The 22,732-nt window shown below is 44.1% G+C and carries 21 protein-coding genes; 13 read left to right on the top strand and 8 right to left on the bottom strand.

Annotated elements, in window-relative coordinates; all coding sequences use genetic code 11:
* Positions 1-13: 13 nt before the first annotated feature.
* Positions 14-1,303, bottom strand: coding sequence for a hypothetical protein (locus tag QXL29_01755; GenBank protein MEM2283315.1), 1,290 nt, complete (start codon positions 1,301-1,303; stop codon positions 14-16).
* Between the two features lie 410 nt (positions 1,304-1,713).
* Positions 1,714-3,426: a threonine--tRNA ligase gene (gene thrS, locus QXL29_01750; GenBank protein ID MEM2283314.1), complete on the bottom strand. Its 1,713-nt coding sequence runs from the start codon at positions 3,424-3,426 to the stop codon at positions 1,714-1,716.
* Positions 3,427-3,614: 188 nt separating this feature from the next.
* On the opposite strand from thrS, the gene QXL29_01745 reads away from it, so the two are divergent.
* The 3 genes from QXL29_01745 to QXL29_01735 all read left to right on the top strand — a co-directional run bounded on the left by QXL29_01745 (position 3,615) and on the right by QXL29_01735 (position 6,384).
* Positions 3,615-4,043: a 4Fe-4S binding protein gene (locus tag QXL29_01745; protein ID MEM2283313.1), complete on the top strand. Its 429-nt coding sequence runs from the start codon at positions 3,615-3,617 to the stop codon at positions 4,041-4,043.
* On the top strand, positions 4,043-5,821 hold the full coding sequence (locus QXL29_01740) for an aldehyde ferredoxin oxidoreductase family protein (GenBank protein ID MEM2283312.1): 1,779 nt from the start codon (positions 4,043-4,045) through the stop codon (positions 5,819-5,821). The genes QXL29_01745 and QXL29_01740 overlap by 1 nt, the downstream gene beginning before the upstream one ends.
* Positions 5,822-5,958: 137 nt before the next feature.
* Positions 5,959-6,384 carry a DUF4064 domain-containing protein gene (locus QXL29_01735; protein MEM2283311.1) on the top strand — a complete coding sequence of 142 codons (426 nt, stop codon included), beginning with the start codon at positions 5,959-5,961 and terminating at the stop codon, positions 6,382-6,384.
* Between the two features lie 20 nt (positions 6,385-6,404).
* On the opposite strand, the gene QXL29_01730 is transcribed toward QXL29_01735, so the two are convergent.
* Positions 6,405-6,770 (bottom strand): iron-sulfur cluster assembly protein, encoded by a 366-nt coding sequence (locus tag QXL29_01730; protein ID MEM2283310.1) that lies wholly within the window; start codon positions 6,768-6,770, stop codon positions 6,405-6,407.
* A gap of 91 nt (positions 6,771-6,861) precedes the next feature.
* On the opposite strand from QXL29_01730, the gene QXL29_01725 reads away from it, so the two are divergent.
* Positions 6,862-7,281 (top strand): hypothetical protein, encoded by a 420-nt coding sequence (locus QXL29_01725; protein MEM2283309.1) that lies wholly within the window; start codon positions 6,862-6,864, stop codon positions 7,279-7,281.
* Between the two features lie 15 nt (positions 7,282-7,296).
* Positions 7,297-7,833 carry a flavin reductase family protein gene (locus QXL29_01720; GenBank protein MEM2283308.1) on the top strand — a complete coding sequence of 179 codons (537 nt, stop codon included), beginning with the start codon at positions 7,297-7,299 and terminating at the stop codon, positions 7,831-7,833.
* Between the two features lie 75 nt (positions 7,834-7,908).
* Here QXL29_01720 and QXL29_01715 read toward each other — a convergent pair whose 3' ends face one another.
* Entirely contained in the window at positions 7,909-8,508 is a 600-nt protein-coding gene (locus tag QXL29_01715; protein MEM2283307.1) for a lysine exporter LysO family protein, read from the bottom strand.
* A 6-nt stretch (positions 8,509-8,514) separates the two neighbouring features.
* Complete coding sequence (locus QXL29_01710) at positions 8,515-8,799, bottom strand: hypothetical protein (GenBank protein ID MEM2283306.1); 285 nt, start codon at positions 8,797-8,799, stop codon at positions 8,515-8,517.
* 124 nt (positions 8,800-8,923) lie between these two features.
* On the opposite strand from QXL29_01710, the gene QXL29_01705 reads away from it, so the two are divergent.
* The 3 genes from QXL29_01705 to QXL29_01695 all read left to right on the top strand — a co-directional run bounded on the left by QXL29_01705 (position 8,924) and on the right by QXL29_01695 (position 14,803).
* On the top strand, positions 8,924-9,634 hold the full coding sequence (locus QXL29_01705; GenBank protein ID MEM2283305.1) for an ABC transporter ATP-binding protein: 711 nt from the start codon (positions 8,924-8,926) through the stop codon (positions 9,632-9,634).
* 358 nt (positions 9,635-9,992) lie between these two features.
* Positions 9,993-13,586, top strand: coding sequence for a hypothetical protein (locus tag QXL29_01700; protein ID MEM2283304.1), 3,594 nt, complete (start codon positions 9,993-9,995; stop codon positions 13,584-13,586).
* A gap of 2 nt (positions 13,587-13,588) precedes the next feature.
* Entirely contained in the window at positions 13,589-14,803 is a 1,215-nt protein-coding gene (locus QXL29_01695) for an ABC transporter permease (protein MEM2283303.1), read from the top strand.
* Between the two features lie 435 nt (positions 14,804-15,238).
* On the opposite strand, the gene QXL29_01690 is transcribed toward QXL29_01695, so the two are convergent.
* On the bottom strand, positions 15,239-16,174 hold the full coding sequence (locus QXL29_01690; GenBank protein ID MEM2283302.1) for a hypothetical protein: 936 nt from the start codon (positions 16,172-16,174) through the stop codon (positions 15,239-15,241).
* Positions 16,175-16,452: 278 nt separating this feature from the next.
* Between QXL29_01690 and QXL29_01685 the strand changes: the two genes are divergently transcribed.
* The 5 genes from QXL29_01685 (at position 16,453) to QXL29_01665 (ending at position 19,823) form a co-directional block, all read left to right on the top strand.
* A complete protein-coding gene (locus tag QXL29_01685) occupies positions 16,453-16,692 on the top strand; it encodes a hypothetical protein (GenBank protein MEM2283301.1) in 240 nt (79 codons plus the stop codon).
* A gap of 66 nt (positions 16,693-16,758) precedes the next feature.
* The gene (locus tag QXL29_01680) at positions 16,759-17,610 is read left to right on the top strand and encodes a hypothetical protein (protein MEM2283300.1); all 852 of its coding nucleotides are present in this window, start codon (positions 16,759-16,761) and stop codon (positions 17,608-17,610) included.
* Between the two features lie 266 nt (positions 17,611-17,876).
* On the top strand, positions 17,877-18,122 hold the full coding sequence (locus tag QXL29_01675; GenBank protein ID MEM2283299.1) for a DUF131 domain-containing protein: 246 nt from the start codon (positions 17,877-17,879) through the stop codon (positions 18,120-18,122).
* Positions 18,123-18,128: 6 nt separating this feature from the next.
* Positions 18,129-18,407: a hypothetical protein gene (locus QXL29_01670; protein MEM2283298.1), complete on the top strand. Its 279-nt coding sequence runs from the start codon at positions 18,129-18,131 to the stop codon at positions 18,405-18,407.
* A gap of 63 nt (positions 18,408-18,470) precedes the next feature.
* Entirely contained in the window at positions 18,471-19,823 is a 1,353-nt protein-coding gene (locus QXL29_01665) for an aminotransferase class III-fold pyridoxal phosphate-dependent enzyme (GenBank protein ID MEM2283297.1), read from the top strand.
* Between the two features lie 59 nt (positions 19,824-19,882).
* Here the strand turns inward: QXL29_01665 and QXL29_01660 are convergent, their stop codons facing one another.
* Positions 19,883-21,256 (bottom strand): serine/threonine-protein kinase, encoded by a 1,374-nt coding sequence (locus tag QXL29_01660; GenBank protein MEM2283296.1) that lies wholly within the window; start codon positions 21,254-21,256, stop codon positions 19,883-19,885.
* Between the two features lie 6 nt (positions 21,257-21,262).
* Positions 21,263-22,678 (bottom strand): PQQ-binding-like beta-propeller repeat protein, encoded by a 1,416-nt coding sequence (locus QXL29_01655; protein ID MEM2283295.1) that lies wholly within the window; start codon positions 22,676-22,678, stop codon positions 21,263-21,265.
* Positions 22,679-22,732 lie beyond the last annotated feature (54 nt).

Below are 22,732 nucleotides of genomic sequence, written 5' to 3'. Positions count from 1 at the left end.
TGACCAGTTTTTCTTATCTGTAGTTAGAGAATTGTGTTTCGTATGTCATTGGGTCGTTATAGCTGTACCACCAGTAATACCATGCTTGTGTATTTCCGCTCACGTCTTTAACACTAACGTATGGAGTTATGTACATCTGGTCGTTCCTACCAGCCTTATAGAAACTTACTGTAAGGATTGCTGACCAACCCTCAAGCACATAACCAAAGCTTATACTTATACTCGCAATTACGGTATCTGACTGTTCGACAGGAGTAAAGAATATTGTCGTGTCCCCTACTAGTCTTCCTCTAGCATACGAAGGTGCTGGAGGTATGAAGCTCAAGTACTTCTTCTCGTAGGGAACTTCTGGTAAAGCCTCACTTCTCTCAAGACCTGTAATCTGTAGTGGATAGAGAAGCCATTGAAGCATTCCTATCCCTGCGAAGCCGTCAAAACTTACGTACCATTCTTCATACCTATATACTACGTTGAAGTATACTCGGTCTTTCCACCTGCCCGATAGTTCTGCGGTCTCGTGCGAGACTACGCTGGGTGTTAGTTTCTTTCCAGCACTGCTCCACTCTTGTGGGGTGTCGCGCTCGCATTGCGGGGTGCAGAGTACTGAATCCACGTATGATTCGAGATATACTGCTGATCGCGGATACGCTCCAGACACTCCGAAAGCTGTTTTAAGACCAGGTAGTGAGTACAAGTAGGGTCCTCTAACCCAAGTGACACACTCTGCAGCATCAAGAGCGCCTGGCAGGGAAATTCGGTAGAGGTTGCATGAGATGGGAGTGGTTGAGGAGCTGACTTCACTACCCAGAAATTCTCTACTAGTTTTCTCTTCGAAGTTTACTTCAATTTTGTGTGTGGTTATTAGTTTGTTTGGGAATATTTCGTGTATTTTGCTGTATTTGTGTGTTGTTTCTTTGTTTTTGCAGATTATTGTGGTGAGGTATTCTGCTGGTTCGTAATATTCTATTTTGTATTCTCCTCCCTCAATTTTTGTTTTAGCTATTATTGCTGTGAGTAACTGCTTAACTACTACTATTTCTCCTGGTCTGTGATTACCTACATACACTTCCTCACTAAATCCTGTTTTTGTTGGTCTGTACATTGTGGGTATTCTCCTAACAACAACACCACAGAATTCAGCCTTGATTGCTGGTATGTGTATTTCTAGTTTGATCATTATTTTAGGTTCTCCAGAAGCCCAGCTATTAAAGACTACTGTTAAGTCATCTTGATAAGCATAAACAGCTACTACAGGAACTACTAACAAAGCAATCAATAAGTAAGTATACCACCCCCTCCTCACCAAAACCCCAACAAAAACAAAACAAAAAAATTAATAAACCTAACCCCCTATAATACAAAAGTAGCTTTAGCTAAGACCTGACCTCCCGTCCTAAAGGGCGGGGCTTTCAGGTTGTAAAGAGAGGGCAAAACATTCAGTAAGAAGTTATCACTATAGTTCTATGAAGAATACAGTCACTACAAAACATCATCTACATGCTCTAAATGCGGACTAACAGGAGACAGAAACGTAGTCATGTACATTAACTTATTCCTCAAGCACTCAAGATGTGGAGGTCTAGGGGCTCTGAACGCCTCCAGAGGTAATACAAACTAAAGACCAATACAGGAGAACAGGGATGATGCAGTGACATCAATCAATACAAACTAACATAAGAGCTGAGCGCCTCAAGCTGTTAAGTCAGAGAGTCTTCAGAGATTCGGTTGCTTAGCTGATGATTTTCTTAAGATGTTTATTAGTGCTTTCTGGTTGAGTGCTCTCTCTCGTACTTCATTGATCAACTCTTCTATGAATATGTTGAGAGGTACGTTATTTGCTTGCAGGTTACCTCTACCTCTGACTGTGACTGTCTTCTGCGTTAATTCTCTACGCCCAACTACTAAGACGTAAGGTACTGCCTGCTCGTAAGCCATCTTTATTTTCTTTTGTAGAGTCTCGTCACTTAAGTCTTCTACAGCTCTGAGTCCTGCGTTCCTCAGCTTCTCAGCTACTTCTGCGGCGTACTCAGCTATTTCTTTGGATACCGGCACTACTATTACCTGAGTAGGACTTAACCAAGTGGGTAGTCTGCCTTCAAATTCTTCAATGATTATAGCCATGAATCTCTCAATACTTCCTAGTATAGCCCTATGTATCATTACGGGCCTCTTCTTACTCCCATCACTGTCTACGTACTCTAGGTTGAATCTCTCTGGCAGTGCGAAATCTACTTGTATGGTACTGCATTGCCACCACCTACCAAGAGAGTCTCTGAAGTGGACATCTATTTTTGGTCCGTAGAAAGCTCCTTCACCTTCTTTAACCTCATACTGGATGCCCAGCTTCTCGAGAGCTCGCTTGAGTGCTTCGGTTGCTTTATCCCACGCCTCGTCAGAACCTATGTATTTCTCTGGTTTCGTTGATAAGTATATCCTAGTGTTTTCTCTAACTATGCCGAAGAGTGAGAGGAGGTTGAAGACTTCCCTGAGTATGTTTCCGACTTCCGACTCTACCTGGTCTTCTCTAACGAAAGCGTGCCCATCATCTTGTGTAAAACCTCTAACTCTGAGTAGCCCGAATAACTCCCCCCTCTTTTCCCACCTATACACAGTCCCGAACTCAGCAAGTCTTATAGGGAGGTCTCTGTAGCTTCTGGTTTTGCTCTTGTATATTAGGATATGGCCCGGACAATTCATTGGCTTGACGCCGTACTCCTCGCCGTCAACATCTGCTAAAACCATCTTATCTCTGTAGAGGTCGTAGTGACCGCTGATCTTCCAGAGTGCTGACCTGTATACGTGAGGTGTGTAGACCTCGCTGTAGCCTAACCTACTGTTTATTTCTTTAACTAACTTCATCAGTTCTTCTCTAATTATCTGTCCTTTAGGATGGTATATGACTAGGCCAGGCCCTGCCTCCTCGTAAAAGCCGAATAGGTCTAGTTTCTGCCCGAGACTCCTGTGGTCTCTCTTGATAGCTTCCTCGTAGTACTCAACCCACTCCTTATACTCGCTCAAGTTGTCGAAAGCCACGCCAATGAGTCTGACTAAACTGACGTCTCTAGTCGGATTATGTGCGGAGATATTCTTTATCAACACTGCCTTAACAGAGTTTTCGGCAGGTCTTACCTCAGATTCTAAGAAGACCTCGGTCTCGTTGATTTCGTAAGTGGCGTTCCGCCCAAGCAGTCTGACAAGCTCATCACTCGCTTCACCAGCGTACGCGAGGGTCACGCTTCCAGAACTCTCTAACTCGATAATAGCTTTCTCTACTTTCCTAATGAGGTCCTCATCAGGCCACTCGCCCGAGGTTGATATGAAATCGCATTTAAAACCGTCTTCACCCACACTACAGCCCGCGGGCCTCAGCCAAGGTACGTCTCTAGAGACCACGTACTGCAGTAGTAGTCCTGCCCGCGCAAGCACTTCAGGTTTTAGTGAGACTATGTTTGGCGTTGCATTATCACCAACCTCTTACTGAACATCACTTAATAAACACGAAAAGAACCTAATATAGTTTCGCTTGAATGCTGATTTACGGGGCTCGAAAGTAAGTCCCTCTAGATGGAAATAGTTAAATTGCCTCACTTATACAGTTATTTAGGTGATGAAGTTTGTGTGCTGTAGTTGCGGCTAAGCTTAAGAGACTTATCGTCGTAGACCCTGACTTATGTGTTGGTTGTATGTCTTGCATGTTTGCTTGCTCGCGTAGATTTGCTGACGCGGGGTTAGGTTACACGGCGATTCACGTGAGGAGTGTAGGGGGTGTTGAGAGAGGGTTTTCAGTTATCGTTTGTAGGGCTTGTAAAGACCCTTCATGTGCTAAGGTGTGCCCTACTAAGGCTCTCATGTTGAGGAGGGGAGGAGGCGTTATATTGAATCCTAACTTATGTATTGGATGCGGTAACTGCAGGAGTGCATGTCCTTTCGGGGCTGTTCAATGGAATGTTTACTTGAATAAGCCAGTCATATGCACTTACTGTGGTTACTGTGTTGATTTCTGTCCTTTCGGGGTCTTAGCTCTTGAGGAGGTTGGTCCTTGATGTGTGCTCACACGTTAGTTGATGAATACTTGAGTAGAGTACTCTACGTAGACTTAACTAGGAAGACTTTCTGGATTAAGAATAGGCCCGAGTTATTCACGAGATACTTAGGAGGGACTGGAGTCGCTACTCAGCTACTTAAGGAAGAGTTGAGTCCTGACGTCGACCCACTTAGTCCTGAAAACGTTGTTGTGCTGGCTGTGGGTGTCTTTACGGGGGTTTACCCAACGGCCTCTAAGGTTGTAGCGATGTTCAAGTCTCCCTTGACGGGTAATCTAGGCGAGTCTCATGCTGGGGGGAGAGCTCCAGTAGCTATAAGGATGGCCGGGTTTGGCGCGATAGTTATAAAAGGTGGTAGTGAGACGCCGGTATATCTATCGATTCATGACGGTAGGGTCGAGTTTAGAGACGCCAGTGCTTTATGGGGTGTGAGGAGTTCTCTTACTATAGGTAAGGTGTTGAGGGAGAGAGAGCCGTGGCCGGGGCTAAGGTCTATTATGAGGATTGGGAGGGCTGGAGAGATGCTTGTCAGGTACGCTTCAGTCATACTCGAGACGTACAGGCACTTCGGCAGGTTAGGTTTAGGAGCCGTATGGGGTGCTAAAAAACTTAAAGCTATTGTTGTGGGTGGTAAGAGAGATATCCCGGTAGTCGACATATCTGCTTACAGGAGGGTTTACAAGGAGTTGTTTGATGAAATCACTAAGAGTCCGGCAATGCAGAAATACCATGATTTGGGGACCTCCGTCAACGTGTTGCCCCTAAATAAGATAGGGGGATTGCCTACCAGGAACTTAACATCTAATGTTTTCGAAGGCGCTGAAGACGTGAGTGGTGAGGCTTTCGCTGAGTACTCACTAGCTAGGAGAGTTGCTTGTGCTCACTGTCCGGTAGCCTGCATTCATATAGCAGTCATAAGAGAGAGGTACCCGCACGAGAAGTACTTCTACACTACTAGGTACATAGGATACGATTACGAGCCTATATACTCTCTCGGCACAATGCTAGGAATTAGAGACAGGGAAGGTCTGCTTAGACTAATAGAAGAGGTAGACATAGTAGGTCTTGATGCCATGAGTACGGGAGTAGCACTAGCTTGGAGTACTGAGGCCTTCAAGAAAGGACTGATAAGCGAGAGAGACACGATAGTGAAGCCTGAGTGGGGTGATTGGAAGACATACATAGAAATGGTCAAATACCTGGTCACACAACCAAACGACTTCTACAAGACTCTGGCTGCGGGCGTTAAGAAAGCTTCTGAAGTTTATGGGGGTTCAGAATTCGCCTTAGTGTTCGGAGGTAACGAGATGCCCGGCTATCACACAGGACCTGGAGCACACATCGGGTACTTAATAGGGCTTAGACACAGCCACTTAGATAATGCGGGCTATTCAGTAGATCAGAAGTATGTGGGCAAGGAATACCCGCGTCCGCAGACATTAATAAACGAGTTAGTTGAGGAGGAGGCATGGAGGCAGGTCCTCTCATCTCTCGTAGTGTGTTTCTTTGCGAGAGGGGTTTATAAGCCCTCTATAGTTTCGAGAGCTCTCGAGCCTCTCGGAATAAAAATGAGTGAGGAAGAGTTGAAGAAGCTTGGTATTGAGATCTACAAAGAGAAACTTAAGCTCAAGATGAGGCTAGGGCACAGGCTAGAAGACCTCAAACCACCTAAGAGGATCTTTGAGACCCCATCACCCTTCGGTAGTATAAGTGAGGAGTACGTGAGAGAAGCTCTCAATTACTATAAAGAGAAAGTATTAAATCTCTTAAGTAGTTAATTCTTCTTCTCTGAAGAAGATCTAATTGCAATTTAGTTTTTATTAAGTAATTAATCTTAGAGAGTTGTTAGTTTTAGAGATAGTTTTAAAGACTTTATTAATTTAATAGCGACTATTAATTTGAGGTGTTATAGTCTGTGAGTGAGAAACCTACTGCAGCGTTTGTCTTATCATTAATTAGCGGGATATTAGTGCTTTTAACGGCTTTGATTATGTTCGTTGCAGCGGGTTTGCTGAGTTCGGTGAGTGGTGAGTTTCCAGAAGTTCCGGGAATGCCTTATCCGCTGGAACTCGTAGGGACTTGGATTGCGATTATTGGTGTTGTAGGTTTGGTTTTCGGGGTCTTGATTATAGTGGGGGCAGTCCTGATTTACTCGGGTAATCCGGGGAGAGTGAAGACTGGTTCTATCTTAGTATTGATCTTCTCGATCTTAAGTTTATTCACGGTGGGTGGCGGATTCTTCATAGGGTTTATACTGGGGTTAATCGGGGGTATACTAGGCCTTACTTGGAAGCCGCCTGTAAGGCAAGAGCCTTCTATGTCGGGGCTTCCGCAAGTATAGCTCCGCACTTAAGCATGCTTTTAAGCCGTGGGTTTTTTCCCGTAAATGCTCTCCCAGTACTCTAGTATGTCGTAGCCATACAGCTTCTTAAAAAGTTCTCTGCCTTCTGGAGTCATCTTCTTAGGGTCCCACGGCGGGTTGAAAGTTAAGTCTACAGTAACGTTTCTTACGCCGTCAATACTTCTTATAGCGTCTTCTACGAGCATTACTAACGTGTTTGCTAGAGGGCATCCCGGCGCTGTTAAAGTCATTACTACGTGAACGTCTCCCTCTTCGCTGACTTGCAAGTCGTACACAAGTCCTAGATCCCATATGTCGATCGGTATTTCTGGGTCGTAAATATTTTTCAGTGTTTCGATTACTTTTTCTCTCACGTTGTTACTCACTGCCACCACCTTATAGTTATACGTTAACAGAGTTAAAAACGCTAGTATCGAGTGTGTCTTGCTTCTAGTGCTTACTAAGTTATAAGTGTGGATGTCGTTAATAGTATTGGTGTTTGTTTTGATTAAAGTGGGGGTATTTGATTTCGCTAGCAAGTATGTTGTTCCCGCTATTAAGAAGCGGATCATTAAAATCCTGTATTTTGAGTACGGGCATAATCAACTGGTGATTTCTGAGTTGTTAGGTGTTTCTCAGTCTTCAGTTTCTAAGTATGTCTCAAGACAGAAGAAGCTGAGTATTGACTTGAGTAACATACAGTTTGCTGAGTCCAGGATAAGGGAATTAGTTAATGAGATTGAAGAGAGGGGCTTGAGTGGGGAGAGTTTAGAGTTAGCTATTAGCAAGCTAGCTATAGAGTTGCTTCGTGGGGGGTACTTATGTGAGTATCACTCGCTTGTTGAGGAGGGAGTTAAGAAGAGTTCGTGCGAGATATGCCTGAAGCTATTTGGGTAGATGTGGGGTGTTAGCTTGGTTTTAGGTAGGTACGTAGCTAGAGTTATGCACCCGAGACCCGTGTCAGTCATTGTGGGTATGTCGAGAACTGGGGAAGTCAACGGCTGTAGCGTGTCGTGGTTTATGCCGGTGAATGTTGACCCGTTCATCTTCTCAGTGTCTTTAAGTCCTGAGAGACTAACATATAGCTATATCAAGGAGACCAAGGAAGTTACTCTAAACATAATGCCGTTTAAGTTTGTTGAGAAAGTTCATCGCGCGGGCAGTATTTCAGGTAAAGAATTAAAGAATAAGCTTACTGTGCTGGGTTTTGAGCTCGAGAGCTCTTCTGTCGTTAGAGTCCCGCACATAAAGGGTGTTCCAGCATACGTCGAGGGTGTACTGATTAACGAACTACTTTTTGAGGACCACTCGTTAATGGTGTTTAAGGGTCTTAAAGTTTATGTGGATGAGAAGTACTTCAGGGAGAACGTCCTCACTGAGGATGCTGAGGTGTTGCTTCACGTTGGAGGAAACGTATACGCGAAACCCAGTAATTACGTTAGGGTGTGACGACTGACTAGATGTGAGTCCCGTGCTGTTAGGCTTGAAGGGTTAGGTAAAGCTTGATGTTCTGGTTCTGAGTTCTTATGTTGAGGCTAGTGCAGACACTATTATAGGTATTAGGAGAGTTAAGAAGGCTCCGTGTATGAACGCTATGATTCCTGCTTCAGAGCCTCCTACAGACGCTATTACTGGTAATGTGGTGTCCATCGTCGTAGCACCTCCCAAGCTTATTGAAGAGTACCTCAGCTTCTTAGCTAGTAGGGGGTACGTGATGTAGGTGTAGACCTCGCGCAGAATATTAGATAAGTACCCGAGGAACCCGAGATAGGGATCTATACTCGCTAAGTACGTTCCAGTAAAGCTATACCAGCCCATGCCTGCGGAGATTGCTAGTGAATACTTCAGTGCTGGTTCACCGATTAGCAAGTAGATTACTGCGCCGCCTGTTAAGGAGCCTGTGAGGGTGGCTAGAATCAGCTTAAGCCCCCAAGAGATCTTCTCTCTACTCATTGACGCAATCTTATTTATTTCTAGGCCCATAGAGAGTCCTACCGCGAATATTAAGCACAATAAAGTAGTCCATAGAATCTCCTCACCTACTCTGAGGTTAGTAGCTAGACCCGTGATTAATCCTGCCGCGAACAATAGAGTGAGTCTCGAAGACTCGAGTTTTTTAAGCATTGCTGGTCAGCTCCTCAGCGTTAAGTACGAGATCGCTAGACTGAGTACGGCAGGTATCGTTGAGAACGCTATGACGACTAAGACTACTTGCTGACCTCTCGTTATTATGTCTGGCAAGATCTGGGAAATTCTTAACCCGATAACGAACACCAGAGCGTATGTTAAGAAGAGTGTTGTCTTGCTTACAATGCTCGTGAGTAAATTCTTTTCTTTGTTGCTTAGAGCTCTGCCTAGTAAGGTGCCTACGAGTATTCCGGCAATCAGCGCTATGATTACCTCCATAGAGACCACCAACATAACGATTAAGTGTGGCTTAAAACGTTGTTTAATACCTGACTTGATATCTCGATTTTTATGAGTTTATAGTTCTTAATGGATAGGGTAAGGAGGAGTGAGTAGCAAGACAGAGGTAATAATGCAGTTAGTTGATGTGTGGAAGGCCTATAGAGTAGGTGACATAGTTACTTGGGCTTTGAAGGGGGTCAATTTAAGTATTTTGAGAGGTGAGTTCATAGCTATAATGGGTCCTTCAGGCTCAGGCAAGACTACCCTACTAAACATTATTGGCTTACTTGACAGACCTACTAAGGGTAAGGTGTATATAGACGGTGTTGACGTGTCAGCACTGCCTTCAGATGAGTTAGCCAGGCTTAGGAACAGGAAGATAGGTTTTGTTTTCCAGCAGTTCAACCTAGTCGCTCGCATGAGTGTATACGAGAACATAGAATTACCTCTTATGCCTGCTGGAGTACCCCCTCGCTTAAGGCGCGAAATGATTTTAAAAGCTCTTAAAGCAGCTGGTGGTGAGAGTGAGTGGCTTGCCAAGAAACCGACTCAATTATCTGGGGGTCAGCAACAGAGAGTAGCTATTGCTAGAGCCTTAGTAAACAACCCTGAAATAATACTGGCTGACGAGCCTACGGGAAACCTAGATAGGGCGTCAGCCAGAACAGTCGTAGAGACTTTCACTAGACTGAATATGGAGGGTCAGACTATCGTTATAGTGACGCACGACCCTGAAGTAGCTAACTGTGCTAGCAAAATATACGTAATAAGAGATGGCGTCATTAAGGACTTACGAATCCCTTCTAAGAGTGAGTGTCTCCTATATAAGGAGATAAAGTGAGTTCCGTGTAGGGGGTTTGAGTTTCATGTTTGTTGTCGACCCTTGGCTTCATAGACCTTAGACCTCCTTTCATTGGAGGTCTTATCATTAGTCTTTACCCTTTCAGGGTAACCCCACCCACAGCTCACCCTCATTTGGCTCACAGCTGTGGGGAAACCCCCACATCCTGGCTTTAGGTGCCCACCCACTCGAGTCTTCACTACACACTCACATCGTGAGCGAGCTCAACCCACAATAAAATAACCTACATCAACCCCTTACAAACCTTTATAAAACCCAAAACAGTTGCGCTAGGCATTACTTCCTGGTAATCAGTGTTTTTAACTTCTGGGGTTAGTGTCTAATTGAGGTGGCTTAGTTGAGGAGGGTGAGGCTAGTTAACTCTTGCTTGTTTCTAACTCTGCTGACTTTATCTATAGTTTCAGGTCTGCCGCTAGCTATAAGAGTTTCAGGAGATTCACCAGGGCTCACGCTTGTTACTACAACACAACGTAATGCTGCGGGCGGTGCGTCGGTTTATCCTAGTAGCAGGAATGTTGGAGTGTCTGTTGAGATAAGGAATGATGAGGCTTCTAGTATAAGAGGTGTTCAAGGGTGCTTTAGCTTGCCGGAAGGCTTTCATTTCTCGGCAGGACTTTCTTCGTGTGTTTCGGCGTACTCTGTTAACGGGTCTTGGACTTACGAGTTCGCCCCAGGAGAGGTTTTCTTAATAGGGACTAGACTCAATATAGACGACTACGTATTGCCAGGTAGTTACGCTCTAGGACTTAACGTGACTTACAGAGTCTTCAACGGGTCTGACGAAATTCTTAGGTACGTGTGGTTCACTGTATACGTTAACGTGAGTGAATATCCTGAGGTTGAGTTATCTGTGGTTGACGTTTGGTGGTCCGCTCGTGTTTTTCCGGGAACGCAGGGTGCTACACTAAATGTGCGCATAAAGAACTCCGGCAACTCAGAGGTTCTGAGTGGTTACGGGATTCTCACACTGCAGTCTCCCTTAATGCCTGAAGAAGTTAGGGTTGAAGTGCCTGCGATACCTGAGGGTAGCACGTATGTTCTAGTAGTTGGGGGTGTTGATGTGCCACTCTCAACAAGCCCAGGTTCTTATGAGGGTTTCTTGAGAATCAACGTGACTTCCAGAACTGAAGATGGGGTTACTTACGAGTCTAGCACGAGCTTGAGCTTCACAGTAGTTGTTGAGGTCCCTGAAGCACCAAATATTGTAGTTGTTGATAGTGGGTGGAGTTATGGTGCTGCGTATAGTGAGGGTCGCTCACTAACTATGTTTGTGACGCTACAGAATAGGGACCTATCAACAATAAACTCTCTGGTTGCTGTACTCAAGCTCCCTGAAGGACTCAAATCAAGAGATGGGAGGAACTACGTAGTAGCAACGCTTGAAACGCCGCTGAGTTACGGTAACATAGCTACGCTGACTTTCAGTAATATAGTGACTAACATGTCTGGGTATCTAGGAGACGTTATAGTGGCTGAGGTCTCTCTTGAGGGATTAGCTACTTATCGAGGTTCTGAGTTCTGGTTTAACCTAACTTTAAACGTCACTGCAACTTTAGTGTCTGAAGACGTGCTGAGGATTGGTTGGGTTGAGTGGAGTTATCAGGGAAGCGCTGCTGAAGCACTCCCTACATCAAGAGACATAACGTTATCTATTAGATTAAGTAATTTCGGTCAAGACATTCTTACGCCGCTATACGTGAATCCGCTACTTCCTGACTTTATTCAGGTTAAGTCTGTTGGAGGGACTTGCTTGGCTGGGGTGCAGCCAGGGAGCACTTGTGTTCTTCAGCTAGTTATTGATGTGGGCCCTGAGGCGGGCCCGGGCTTCTATAACGCGTCCCTAATAGTAACTTACGACGTTAGGGTGGGTGCTTCACTCCTGTACAGGACTGTTACTCTAGACTTCCAGTTCTTTATTTCAGATCCGCGTGACTATGTGGCTGACCTAGTCTTAAGCAAGGTTTGGTGGGGGGCGACAGCGCCTACAGTATCTTACGGTTTAGAGAAGCTTTACCCGCTACACGTAGAATTAACGAATTTGGGCAGGTACGGGGCTAGCTACGTTTACCTCAAGGTATCAGGACCTGATGGTGTGGCAGTCGTTGATGGTGAGGGCGTGTGTTCTACGTACTTGAGTCCAGGGTCTTCGTGTAGGCTAGTTCCTTACCTGAACTTGAGTGGGTTTAGCGCGGATACGTTAGTTCTGGTCATTAAGGTTACTTACTACATAACAGTTTATGGTTCTTACATACCGGTCACGACAGACTACGTAGTTAGAGTTCCTTTGAGTACTTACCCGCCAAGCTCTCTGGGAGGATTAAGCGTGATTAGCTTTGGGTGGGTTAACAATAATCCTGTGTATCCCAACACACAAAACGCTACTTACGTGGTTTACTTAATAAACCATTACCCATACACCATATCTTCAGTCTATGCTGAGTTAGTGTTGCCTGAAGGATTCACTGCTAGTAAGGGCCTTAATAAGGCTTACGTCTCGGGACCTGTGCCGTCAAATCAAGTTCTTCAGCTGAGTTTCGCGCTTAATGTAGGTGATGTGAGTCCTGGTTGGTACAGCAGCGTTGTGAGGCTCTTCTACTTAGTTAATTCTGGCGGTGAGGGGTTGGGTGTGGTGGAGGAGGTTACGTTGCCTGTTTTAGTCAACGACGTTTCTTTAGGTGTGGAGTTGGTGAGTACTTCGTGGGCTGGGAGACCGGCAGAGCCTGGGACTTACGGGAACGTCTTAGTTGTTGTTATGAGGAATTCTGAGTACCCGTCTATTAGGGGTCTTGTAGCTGACGTAGCACTGCCTGAGGGTTTCGTTTCTTCAATTAATAACGAGAGTAGGGTTAGAGTAGCTGCTACCTCTTCCTTACCTCAGATACCTGTGCAGCAACTCGGTAACGTGCAGGACTTACTGAGATACTATACTCAGTTGTTAGGGGCTCAAACACCTCTTCAAGCCCAGTTTGGTAAAGGTGATTTCGTATACTTCGTGATACCGATTAACGTGCTTTCCGTGGCTCCCGGTATTTACTATGCTGAGATGACGCTTTCGTTTGTTGATCACTGGGATAATATCAGAACGCAGGAGTTGAAAGTCCCTCTAAGTGTTCTTGGGTCGCCAATACTTATTCAGGTGTGGAGCGAGGATTCCTTAAACTTCAGAGATTCCAGGGAGACTAACATGACTCTCAAGATTCTGAATTTGGGTACGGCGCCTGCCTACAATGTGTACTTAGCTGTGTACCCGTACGGTAGCTACGTACTCATTCCTAAGTCGACTCCGACCTATATTAGTAGGTTAGAGCCTGGCGTGATTACCTCGGTTAGCATACCTGTTTACTTAAACCCGTTGCCCTCAGCTCAAATCCCAGTTCCCATAACTTACGGTAACATACCCTTCATGGCTACCGTGATTTACACAACGTCTAACGGATTGAGGCAGGTAATTAATACTTCTTTCACCGTAAGTATCGAGCCCTTCATAAAATTCATGCTGTCTGACGTTAAGGTATCATATTCTAATGGGTTGGTGAGGCTCTCCTGTACTTTAATAAACGTGGGTAATGCTCAAGCACAGAGGATAACAGCTAAGCTGGTAGGTGGTGGTAGAGAAGGTGAGGAAATCTTCATAGGAGACTTAGACCCTTCTTCACAGACTAGCTTTGCTATCTATCTTGAGACCGGGACTTACGTTGAGTCTGTTAAGTTGTTGCTAAGCTACAGGAACCCATATAATGAAGTCGAAGTCTTGAGCAGAGAATTTGGAGTGACTCAGTTAATTACTCAGACTACCACTCCTCCACCCCAACAACCAGCTGACCTACTGAGATACGGCATTATGGTTGCTGTCATAGTGTTCTTAGGTCTTGTAGCGTTTATCCTCTACAGGTATCTGAAGACGCACCCCATACCTCAAGTGAGGGAATAGTAGTGCTTAGAGATATATTCAGGTACGCTATGAAGGTGTTGACTGAGAAGAAGTTTAGAGCTGTATTAACTATAATCGGAATATCTATAGGTCCTCTAGCTCTAGTGATGATGACCTCTACTGTGAGGGGGTATGCTAATTACGTTGAGAGCGCTATACTGGCTTTAGGTCAGAACACCGTAGTTGTATTACCTTCCGAGAGATACAGACTTACTAGTAGTGATTTAGACTATATAAGGAGTCTTGATGAGGTTAGTGAAGCAGAGCCTTTTTATTCTACGCAGGGGTTCATACAGACTGTTGAGGGCAGGAAGAATGTGTTTATATATGCTGTAGACGCGTCTATCTTAACTAAAGCTATAGGTAATCTAGAGTTAGATGAGGGTGAGTTCCCCCTCGATGTAGAGACGACTTACTGCGTGATAGGCCACTCTATAGCGTACTCAACTACTTCAAACACTAAGTTGTTTGATGTCGGTGATGTCATCACGATCAACATAGTTGAGGTATTGAGTGGCGGCAAGCTCAACTTGAGGAAAGTCTCACTTAGAGTTAAGGGAATCCTTAAAGAGTTTGGTGGTGCTGCTTTCGTGTCGCCGGACCAGACGGTCTTCTTGCCTGTGAGGAGTGGTCCCTCCATCCTCAACATAAAGGATGTGTCAGGTATTTTCATAGTAGCTAAGGACCCCTCACTAGTTGATGTGCTGACTAGAAAAATTAGAGAAGTTTATCAAGATAAGGTGACGGTAGTGGCTTTCCAGCAGATAGCTAGAACTGTTGCTTCAGTAACTGCAGCACTAGATTTTATAGTTTTCTCTGCTTCTCTCTCGGCTTTCGCGGTGGCTGTGGCGGGGACTGCGTCAACAATGATTACCTCAGTTATTGAGAGGACGCGTGAGATAGGTGTTTTAAAAGCTTTGGGCTTCACAGACAAGCAGGTAGTCTTCATGATACTGGCTGAGTCTATAATAATGTCTTTGATAGGAGGCGCTATAGGCATAGGATCTGGTGTTGTAGGGGCTCACGTCCTCTCATCAAGAGGTCTCACAATATCTGCTGGTAGTAGTGGGTTAGTCATAGTGGCTAACCCAGAGATAACCGTAGATTTGATACTGACTACAGTCTTCATAACTGTGGCGGTCGGCGTCGTGGGCGGGACACTGCCTGCTTACAGAGCTGCTAAAATACCTCCAGCGACTGCTCTGAGGTACGAGTAGGGTTTGCGGCTGAAGTCCCGCATTAAAGAATTAAGCTACTTTTTAGATGTGTTAAAGAAACTTAAGACTTGATGCGTCAATGAATAAAGTGCAGGATACGCACTAGACAACTAAAGTGATGACTATCTTCTCTCTTTCTAGTTAGACTGTCTGTATGTTGTTTAGTTTTGGTTTTTCGGTTGTTTGGGTTATTTCCACGGGTTTCAGGAATCGACATGAGTTGATGAGCTGTTGGCGAGAGACGAGGCTCTGTGAACCGCTCTTCACCGATGGCTCTAGGGACCCCGGCGACCCCCTGGAGCCGTAAGCGGGGAGAAAAGAGATAAACAGGTGGGATGAACCCGTGTCCAGAAAAACCAAAAACAACCAAAAACCTAGCTAACAGACACGGGCAACCACTAACTAACCTCTTCCCCGCCCTAGAGTGCGAGGCTTTCAGGTTGTAAATCGTAAAGGGAGACGACGTCTCTTTAGCCAGAATATATAAGTCACTGCTATTGCTGACCCTGCCAGGATTAGTGTTAGTCCAAGGTACGTAATTAGCTGGTTGTCTTCAGGTGTTGCTTGTGTGTTGGTAGCTGTTTTCTGTGTTAGGACTTCCCCGTTGTCGGCCAGCACAGCCACGTTCTTGTAGGGGGTTATGGCAATTATGTATGCTGGTCTGAGCACTCCGTATAGTATCACGTAAGACCTGGTGACTCCTCTGTATTCAGTTATGTTTAGTTTGTTCTTAAGTGTTTCTATTGCTTCCTCCTCACTTAAGTTGAAGTTAGTGACCTGCGTGAGCAGCTTCTTGACTGCAGGGAAGTAGTTGATGAATGTGTAGATTACTATAGGAGGTGACGGGTAAACAAAATACCTCACGAGAGCCGGGGTTGCTGTAACGTAGTTAGGGTCTATGAAGTAGATTGGTGTGTCATTAACTACCAACTGTCCCCCGATAATTCTGGCATTTGATGTGTTGCTCACGAGATCTTTGACATCACTAAACAGTTTTTCCACTCCCGTTTCCAACTCATTTAAAAGGTTGTTGAGGTTTGACTCGTTTAAGTATCTAGAATCGACAGTTACTTCAAAGCGCGTTATCTCGCAAGTTTCTTCAGTTACTTGAATTCCTATAGATACTCCCCTAGAAACCCACTTAAAAACAAGTATCTTTAAGTCTGTGTAGTTGAGGTTAGAGCTTATTACAGTATAGTTGTCTAGGTTCACGTAATTACTCAATAGAGGAAAACGAGAAGCTAGAAAGTTGCTTACTGAAAGATGGCAGGCGGTGTTAGCGTGTGGTAGGGGATACCCGGTGGCGAGAGGAGAGAGTGTTAAGAGAAATAGCGTGAGGATGCTTAAGCTTATGTGCTTACTCACTACCACGTTAACCCCTATTAGGATATAGCTTCAAAGTTAAATACTGCAGGTTCTTAATCACTTCTGCTTACGGCGTTCTAGACTAATTTGTGTGGCAGTATTCTCTTAAGGTTCCTGAGATTCTTAAGAATCTTACTGCTGGACCATATTTTAACTCACTAATATATGCTGAAATTTACTTATATTTTGGTATTGTAGCATAAGTATTTATATACTTAGTTATTAATATATAATTTGGTGGTAAAATGTATAAGTATTACCTGGAGAGTTTAAGTCTGTTTAAATTGGAGAGAATAAGCTCCCTCTCCGACTTAGTTAGGAGGTTTTCTCATTCTCTGAAGAACTTAGCTTGTAAGTTCTCTTCTTTTATTGCTCTCCTTGAAAACCTAGTAAGTAGTAGAGTTTTCAAGATGATAGAAAACAAGTCTGAGAAAGACCAGAAGAAGTTAGTCGAGTATGTATTTATAGCGCATAAGGTATTATTAGGGTTTTCTCTGATAGCCCTGTACTTCTTGACTTCATAAGAATACGTTTTTAACTAAACTCTAATTATTTTTCTCTTTAGCTAGTTTTATTACTAGGGCTTTAGGATGGGAGGCTTAGTAGTTGTTTCTGGGTTGCTACCATATAATTCTGGCAAGACCTTCTTTACTCTGGCTTTAGCTGAATACTTGAGTAGGTTAGGTTATTCCGTAGGTGTTGTTAAGCCTGTTGCTGCCCACTCTTTCTGGGAGCAGTACGAGTATTTCTTAGAGTCTCGTAAGTTGGGTGTTTTAGTTGGTGAGGACGTTGTTAAGTATGTTAAGGCTGGCTTCATCTATGACATCGACTTACAGAATCCTGTTGACGTTATGACAGCTCCTCACGACCTTATGAAGCACCCGTCACTAGACTCTTACCTCACTTCACTAGCTTCACTGATTGATCAGGCAGTACTTGTTAGGGTCTCCTCAGCGAGGCAGAGAAACTACTACTTAATCACTAATAACTTGAGTAAGTTGAGTGACTACTTAGCTGATGAAGTCATGAAATTTGCCGGCGGCTTAGGCAAGACTGAGGAAGTAGACAGTTTATGGCTATACAATAAGTTAACGAGTAAAGATATTGACGTCTTGGTTGCTGAGTCTACGAACTCTATAATCTCAAGACATGACGTAACTCTCTGTGAGTCTTTTAGTAGTGCTTTGCTACCCGCACTCGGCTTGAGGAAGTTCGTTAAGCACGTGATTGTAGTAGCTCCTTCTAGAGCATTAGTTTACGGACCTAGTAAAGTGACTACGTACTTGAGTGCTCTAGACCGTCTCAGGGCAGAGACTTCGTTTTTAGTCATGCTCTTCAAGCCAGACATGGTATTGAGTGTTAGACCCGACGTCAAGTATAGTGGGGTACTTGAGGTAGGGGAAGCCAGAAAATTAGTGGATTTCCTGCTTGCGAGCAACTGACCTCCTCTCCGCCCTTTAGGGCGGGGGTTCTGGGGAGGTTTGGAGCTACATCCCCAGCGTGTGCTGGGTTTAGCTCCGCGCCCGGTCTCAGGCGCTTTACCCCTACCCCGTGTAGAGCGGGGCTCAGGGATATGGCTTCCCAATACCTAAAGAATACAGAGCTTAAAACCTTACTACATCATCCCCGCCCTAAAGAACGAGGCTTTCGGGATTGTAAACTAAGTTTTTATGTCCTCTAGCAATCTTCATTAATTGGGTGACTATAGATGAGTCTCTCAGAGATCTTGCTCTTCTCAGGGCTCGTCTTGATTGTGGGAGGTTTTTTACTATTCTTCATCGCTTTATTACGTCGGAGTAGTGACTACAAGCTTGAGGGCGGTGGCGTGCTTATAGTGGGGCCCATACCTATAGTATTCGGCACTAGTCAGAAGGCGTCAGCGATTCTCATAGTACTCGCTATAGTTTTAATGTTGATAGTTCTCACCACGTTCATCTTAACTAATGTTAGGTGATTAGCGGTGGTCAACTCTCTCCTAAAAACAGGTATTCTACTCTTAATTGCTGGCTTCGTGCTGGTTTTCCTGGCTGTGTTATTGCCGATATTAACTTCAGTAAGTCAAGTAACGACTTCTTCAGGAGTTGCTGGCTGCGTGATACTGTTTTTCATCCCAGTATGTTTTGGTTTAGGCGAGTCGGGAGTCGTGTCTCTCATGATAGTATTGTCTTTAGTCTTAACACTGATTCTCGTAGTCTTCACATTCTTGATTTCTAGGAGGTTGCTGAGGGTAGGTATGTAGAGTAGTTGAGAAGCTCTCACAATAATTTTAATTTACGATCAGGTCTTAAAGTAGGTGTGTGTCTTGAGTTTTGGGGAGAGAACTCCTGAGGAGATTATAGCTAAGTATGAGAAAGTATTCTCCAGAGTTCAGAGAGTTTCTTACGCGCCAGTCATAGCTGTTAGAGGCAGGAATTCTAGAGTGTTTGACGTTAGTGGTAGGGCATACATAGACTTTACTTCAAGTGCTGCCGTAATGAATCTCGGGTACTGCGATCCCGAGATAGTTAAGGTGATTAAGGAGCAGGCTGAAGAATTAATTCATTTTACTTTCATATACGGCTACAACGTACCTGCTCTCCAATTAGCTGAGGAGTTACTTGCTCTCTCAGGCTTTAAAGACTGGAGAGTTGTTTTAGGTTTGAGCGGTAGTGACGCTAACGAAGGCGCCTTAATGCTTGCTAAGGGGTTTAGGAAAGATTCTAGAGTGTTGATGAGTCATGCGGGCAGTTTCCACGGCTGCTGTGTTGGCACTACTACAGTCTCGGGCGTGGACCTCTCTGTCAAGGTCTCTAAAATAGTAGGTTCCTGGCTAAAGAGCGTTAAAGTGCCTTACCCATACTGCTATAGGTGCCCGCTAAGTCTTGAGCTCAAGTCTTGCGGGATGTCGTGTGTTGAGAACGTGAAGGCCTTGATTGAGGAGGTGGGTCCTGAAGACGTAGTAGCACTTATTACTGAGCCTATTCAGGGTGATGGAGGTATTGTGGTGCCCCCGGAAAACTACTTCACACGACTTGAGGGGGTTTTGAGGAAGCACGGAATACCCATAATAGTAGATGAGGTTCAGACATGCTTGGGAAGGACTGGGAAGTGGTTCGGTTACCAACACTTTAGTTTTAGACCTGACGTAATGACTTTAGGGAAGCCTCTCGGCGCTGGCCTACCTATCTCGGCTATATTAGGTAGGGAAGACATAATGAATTCTCTGCCTGAGTTCGCGTACTCCTTCACGCTGGCTGGCAACCCACTCATAGCTAGGGTTGCGTTAAGAGGCATCCAGCTAATTAAGGAGAGAGACTTAGTGAGGAGAGCTGAGAAGCTCGGTGAGATTGTCTTAAGGAGATTGAGTAAGTTACGTGATGAGTGCTCCATAGTAGGTGATGTGAGGGGTAAGGGCTTAATGATCGGCTTAGAGTTAGTTAAGGATAAAGAGAGTAAAGCGAGAGGGCTTGAGGAAGCTAAGAAAGTAGTCTGGAGAGCTTACGAGTTAGGACTCTTCATCATGTTCTTGTCTGGGAACGTGCTCAGGATACAGCCCCCACTAACCATAGAGGAGGAAGTCCTTGAGGAAGGTCTCAGCATACTGGAGAGGTCTATCAGAGAGGTTGAGGAAGGTAAGGTAGGCGATGAAGCTCTTGTTAAGATTCATGGGTGGTAATTAACGTTTATTAAGAAACAGCAGAGAGTTATTTGTCTTGGGATAGCTTTAGTGTTTCACTATATATTAATGTAATCTTCTAACACCTCTACTATTCTATGAATGCATTCACTTACGTCTCTCCATAGGCTAATCATTGACCACTTCCCATATCTTTCTATAGGTAAGAGATATTCCTTTATACATCGTTCTTTCTCTAGCATTTTTTTGAGCTTTGTGTCCTTACTAGCTGAGGAGAGAACATAGTTAAAGTATGATATGATCTCATTCGGATCTGCAGTCTTATTTTCAAGTTTCCTAACTATATGAACAGATCTAGTAAGTATTTTGTAGACAGCAGGGTCCAAATCATATCTCTTAAGATTCTTTAGTTCTTCTTTTGCACTGATACTGTCTCTCAATACTATGTGGGATTCAAAAAGTTCAAGAGTTGTTTTAAGATCTCGCGTGCCCTGTGAGATAATTGTTCTAAGCTCGGTTCTCAAATAATCGTAAAGTTCTCCGTAGATATCTCTAAAGCTCGGTCTCTCACCGGGATTTTTACGTAAACACTTATTTACGAGCTCTTCGAGTCTCGGATTGTGAGGAATTTCTACTCTAACGTCATTCTCTATCCGCTTTTCATATTCGGTGAGGTTCTTGAAAAGTCTATTCTGTGTCAAGACCTCGTATAGAATAACCCCAAAACTCCACACATCGCTCTTCTCCGTAAGCATTTTTTCACCGTATTTGTAGATCTCAGGTGCAGCGTAGCATGGCGTAAAACCTCCTCCCCAATCTGCAAGTACTGGATAATATTTGCCGTCTTCCTCCTTGATAAGGATGTTTTCAGGTTTTAAGTCTCCGTGATTAACACCAACATCACTAGCGTAAGCCAGAGCCTTAGCAATTCTTGCCATAATCTTAACTAAGTCTTTGTGCGAGACACCTCGCTTGGTGAGACTCCTCAAGTTTTCTGGGTAGTAGTCCATCACTATATACGGGGCTGGACTAGTTCCAAAATCTAATATCTTTACTATGTAGTTTGATACATATGGGTTGTCTCCGAGCTTTTCTAAGAGCTGAGTCAGCTTCCTCAATTCCGTAACGAAGGTCTTGTTACTTCCCTCACCTTTTTTATAGATCTTTATAGCTACGGTTTTTCCCGATTTTCCTAGCTTGTCTAAAGCTTTCCACACTTCTGTATATTCCTTTCCACTCACTAGCTGAATGAGTCTATAGGTGTTTTTCTCGGTTTTAAATATCCTCTCAAAGTACTCGGTTTCCTGAGTCACTACCTGAGAAGTTACTGGAGATCTAAGCAAAGACTTAGATGGTTCTACACTTTTATTCTTGAGTGAGCGAATATTTCTGGGTTTCTTGGTAATAGCTGACATAATTATTATTAATGACGAAATAATGGCCGCTAAAATAATCACGAGATTGCTATCCAACTAAATCTATCCCCCTCTCCTGATTAATAATGCTATAATAGTCGACGAAACGATCATAGCAAATGCTATAAGATATGTTTGCAACGTTACTTGTTGGTCAGTTAAAGTTGGCATCACAGTTCTCGTTATCTCTGACGATAAGAGATGAGTGGTGGTGATCGTAGCTGGCTGAGTAAATGTGACGGTATTAGTAATTGTGAAATAAAAGGATTGCGTTGCTGTAGTAGTTTCTGTTATGGTGATGGTCCTAGTTATTGTAGTCGCTGTAGTAGTTTCCGATGTGGCTTCAAGCGCAATCATGACTAGGTCCCCGTTTCCGGAACCGACGACTACCTGATTTCTGTTAAAACTACCAGTGATCCAGGTGAGTTGAACAGCTGTCGGACTTATCTCATTGAATGTCCATGTGATATTCCCTTGCTTTAAGTCTATTATGTATAGATTGTCAGATGCAACAACAGCGTTTGAGTATCCGTTTTTATCTATATCTTGATAGTAAGGGTCTATAAAGAAAATATAGTTGAGATTAAGGTACCAGACTGTTGAGCCAGACGCGCTTGAAACCGCGTAAATACCTTGTCTTGTCCCAACTATCAAGTCATATATGCCGTCCCCGTCAAGATCTTCGCTAACTCTCCAGATAGTATGGGGTCTGACACTCAACGCCTTTGTCCAGAGTTCATCTCCTGTTCGACCGTTGAAAGCCATGATCGCTGAATCTGTTATTAAAGCTATCTCGTCGTAGCCATCAGCGTTTAAATCGAAATATGTAGCAATATACGTCCTTGGCCAGAACACGATACTTATACCGGAGCTAATGCTCTTTGACCACAACAAGGTTCCGTCCTGAAGATAAACGTCAACTTTTGAAGGACCCTTACCCGCGTACGCAACGACTCCTAACGTATTTGAAATTCTCAGGAAAGAAACCCCGTTTACTGGTGATGCACCGAGATTTTTAGACCATATGATGTTTCCGTTGACGCCGTTGAGCACATATACATTACCGTTGCTATCCCCTACTAACACGTCCCAAGTTCCATCATTGTTTACGTCTTCATAAGAATACAGCGCTGTTATTTGAGATCCTAGTACTTTCTGCCAAACTACCTGACCATTCGAAGAATCCCTTCTAGACACGATATTACCATCACATACTATAATGTCTGTTTTATAGTCTGTGGTGAAAATGTGCTGAACTATGGGCGTTGTAGAGGTATTCAAACGCCAAATCAAATCTCCGTTAAAGGTGTAAACGTTAACTCCATTGGAATGAACCACATAAAGAGCAGGTCCGCCGAAGCTGTTGTATCTAAAGATGTAACTGATAAACCAGATGGTGGTGTCTGGTATTAACACAGACCATAAGATCGTATGCACCAACTGAACGGATGCATAAATAGTAAACAATGTCAATAACATGAACGAAGTTAATGCTAATATTAGACCTAGACGGATACACGGTATTGAGCGCAA

This window comes from Zestosphaera sp., from assembly GCA_038843015.1.
GTDB lineage: Archaea > Thermoproteota > Thermoprotei_A > Sulfolobales > NBVN01 > Zestomicrobium.
Note: the sequence above shows the minus strand (reverse complement) of the source record. Positions and strands in the feature narration are given on the sequence as shown.

Bases quoted from the DNA above. Each gene is read 5' to 3' on its own strand.
- QXL29_01740 (MEM2283312.1), top strand. From the start codon at position 4,043: ATGTGTGCTCACACGTTAGTTGATGAATACTTGAGTAGAGTACTCTAC.
- QXL29_01725 (MEM2283309.1), top strand. From the start codon at position 6,862: ATGTCGTTAATAGTATTGGTGTTTGTTTTGATTAAAGTGGGGGTATTT.
- QXL29_01715 (MEM2283307.1), bottom strand. From the start codon at position 8,508: ATGCTTAAAAAACTCGAGTCTTCGAGACTCACTCTATTGTTCGCGGCA.
- QXL29_01705 (MEM2283305.1), top strand. From the start codon at position 8,924: ATGCAGTTAGTTGATGTGTGGAAGGCCTATAGAGTAGGTGACATAGTT.
- QXL29_01680 (MEM2283300.1), top strand. From the start codon at position 16,759: ATGGGAGGCTTAGTAGTTGTTTCTGGGTTGCTACCATATAATTCTGGC.
- QXL29_01675 (MEM2283299.1), top strand. From the start codon at position 17,877: ATGAGTCTCTCAGAGATCTTGCTCTTCTCAGGGCTCGTCTTGATTGTG.
- QXL29_01655 (MEM2283295.1), bottom strand. From the start codon at position 22,678: ATGTTATTGACATTGTTTACTATTTATGCATCCGTTCAGTTGGTGCAT.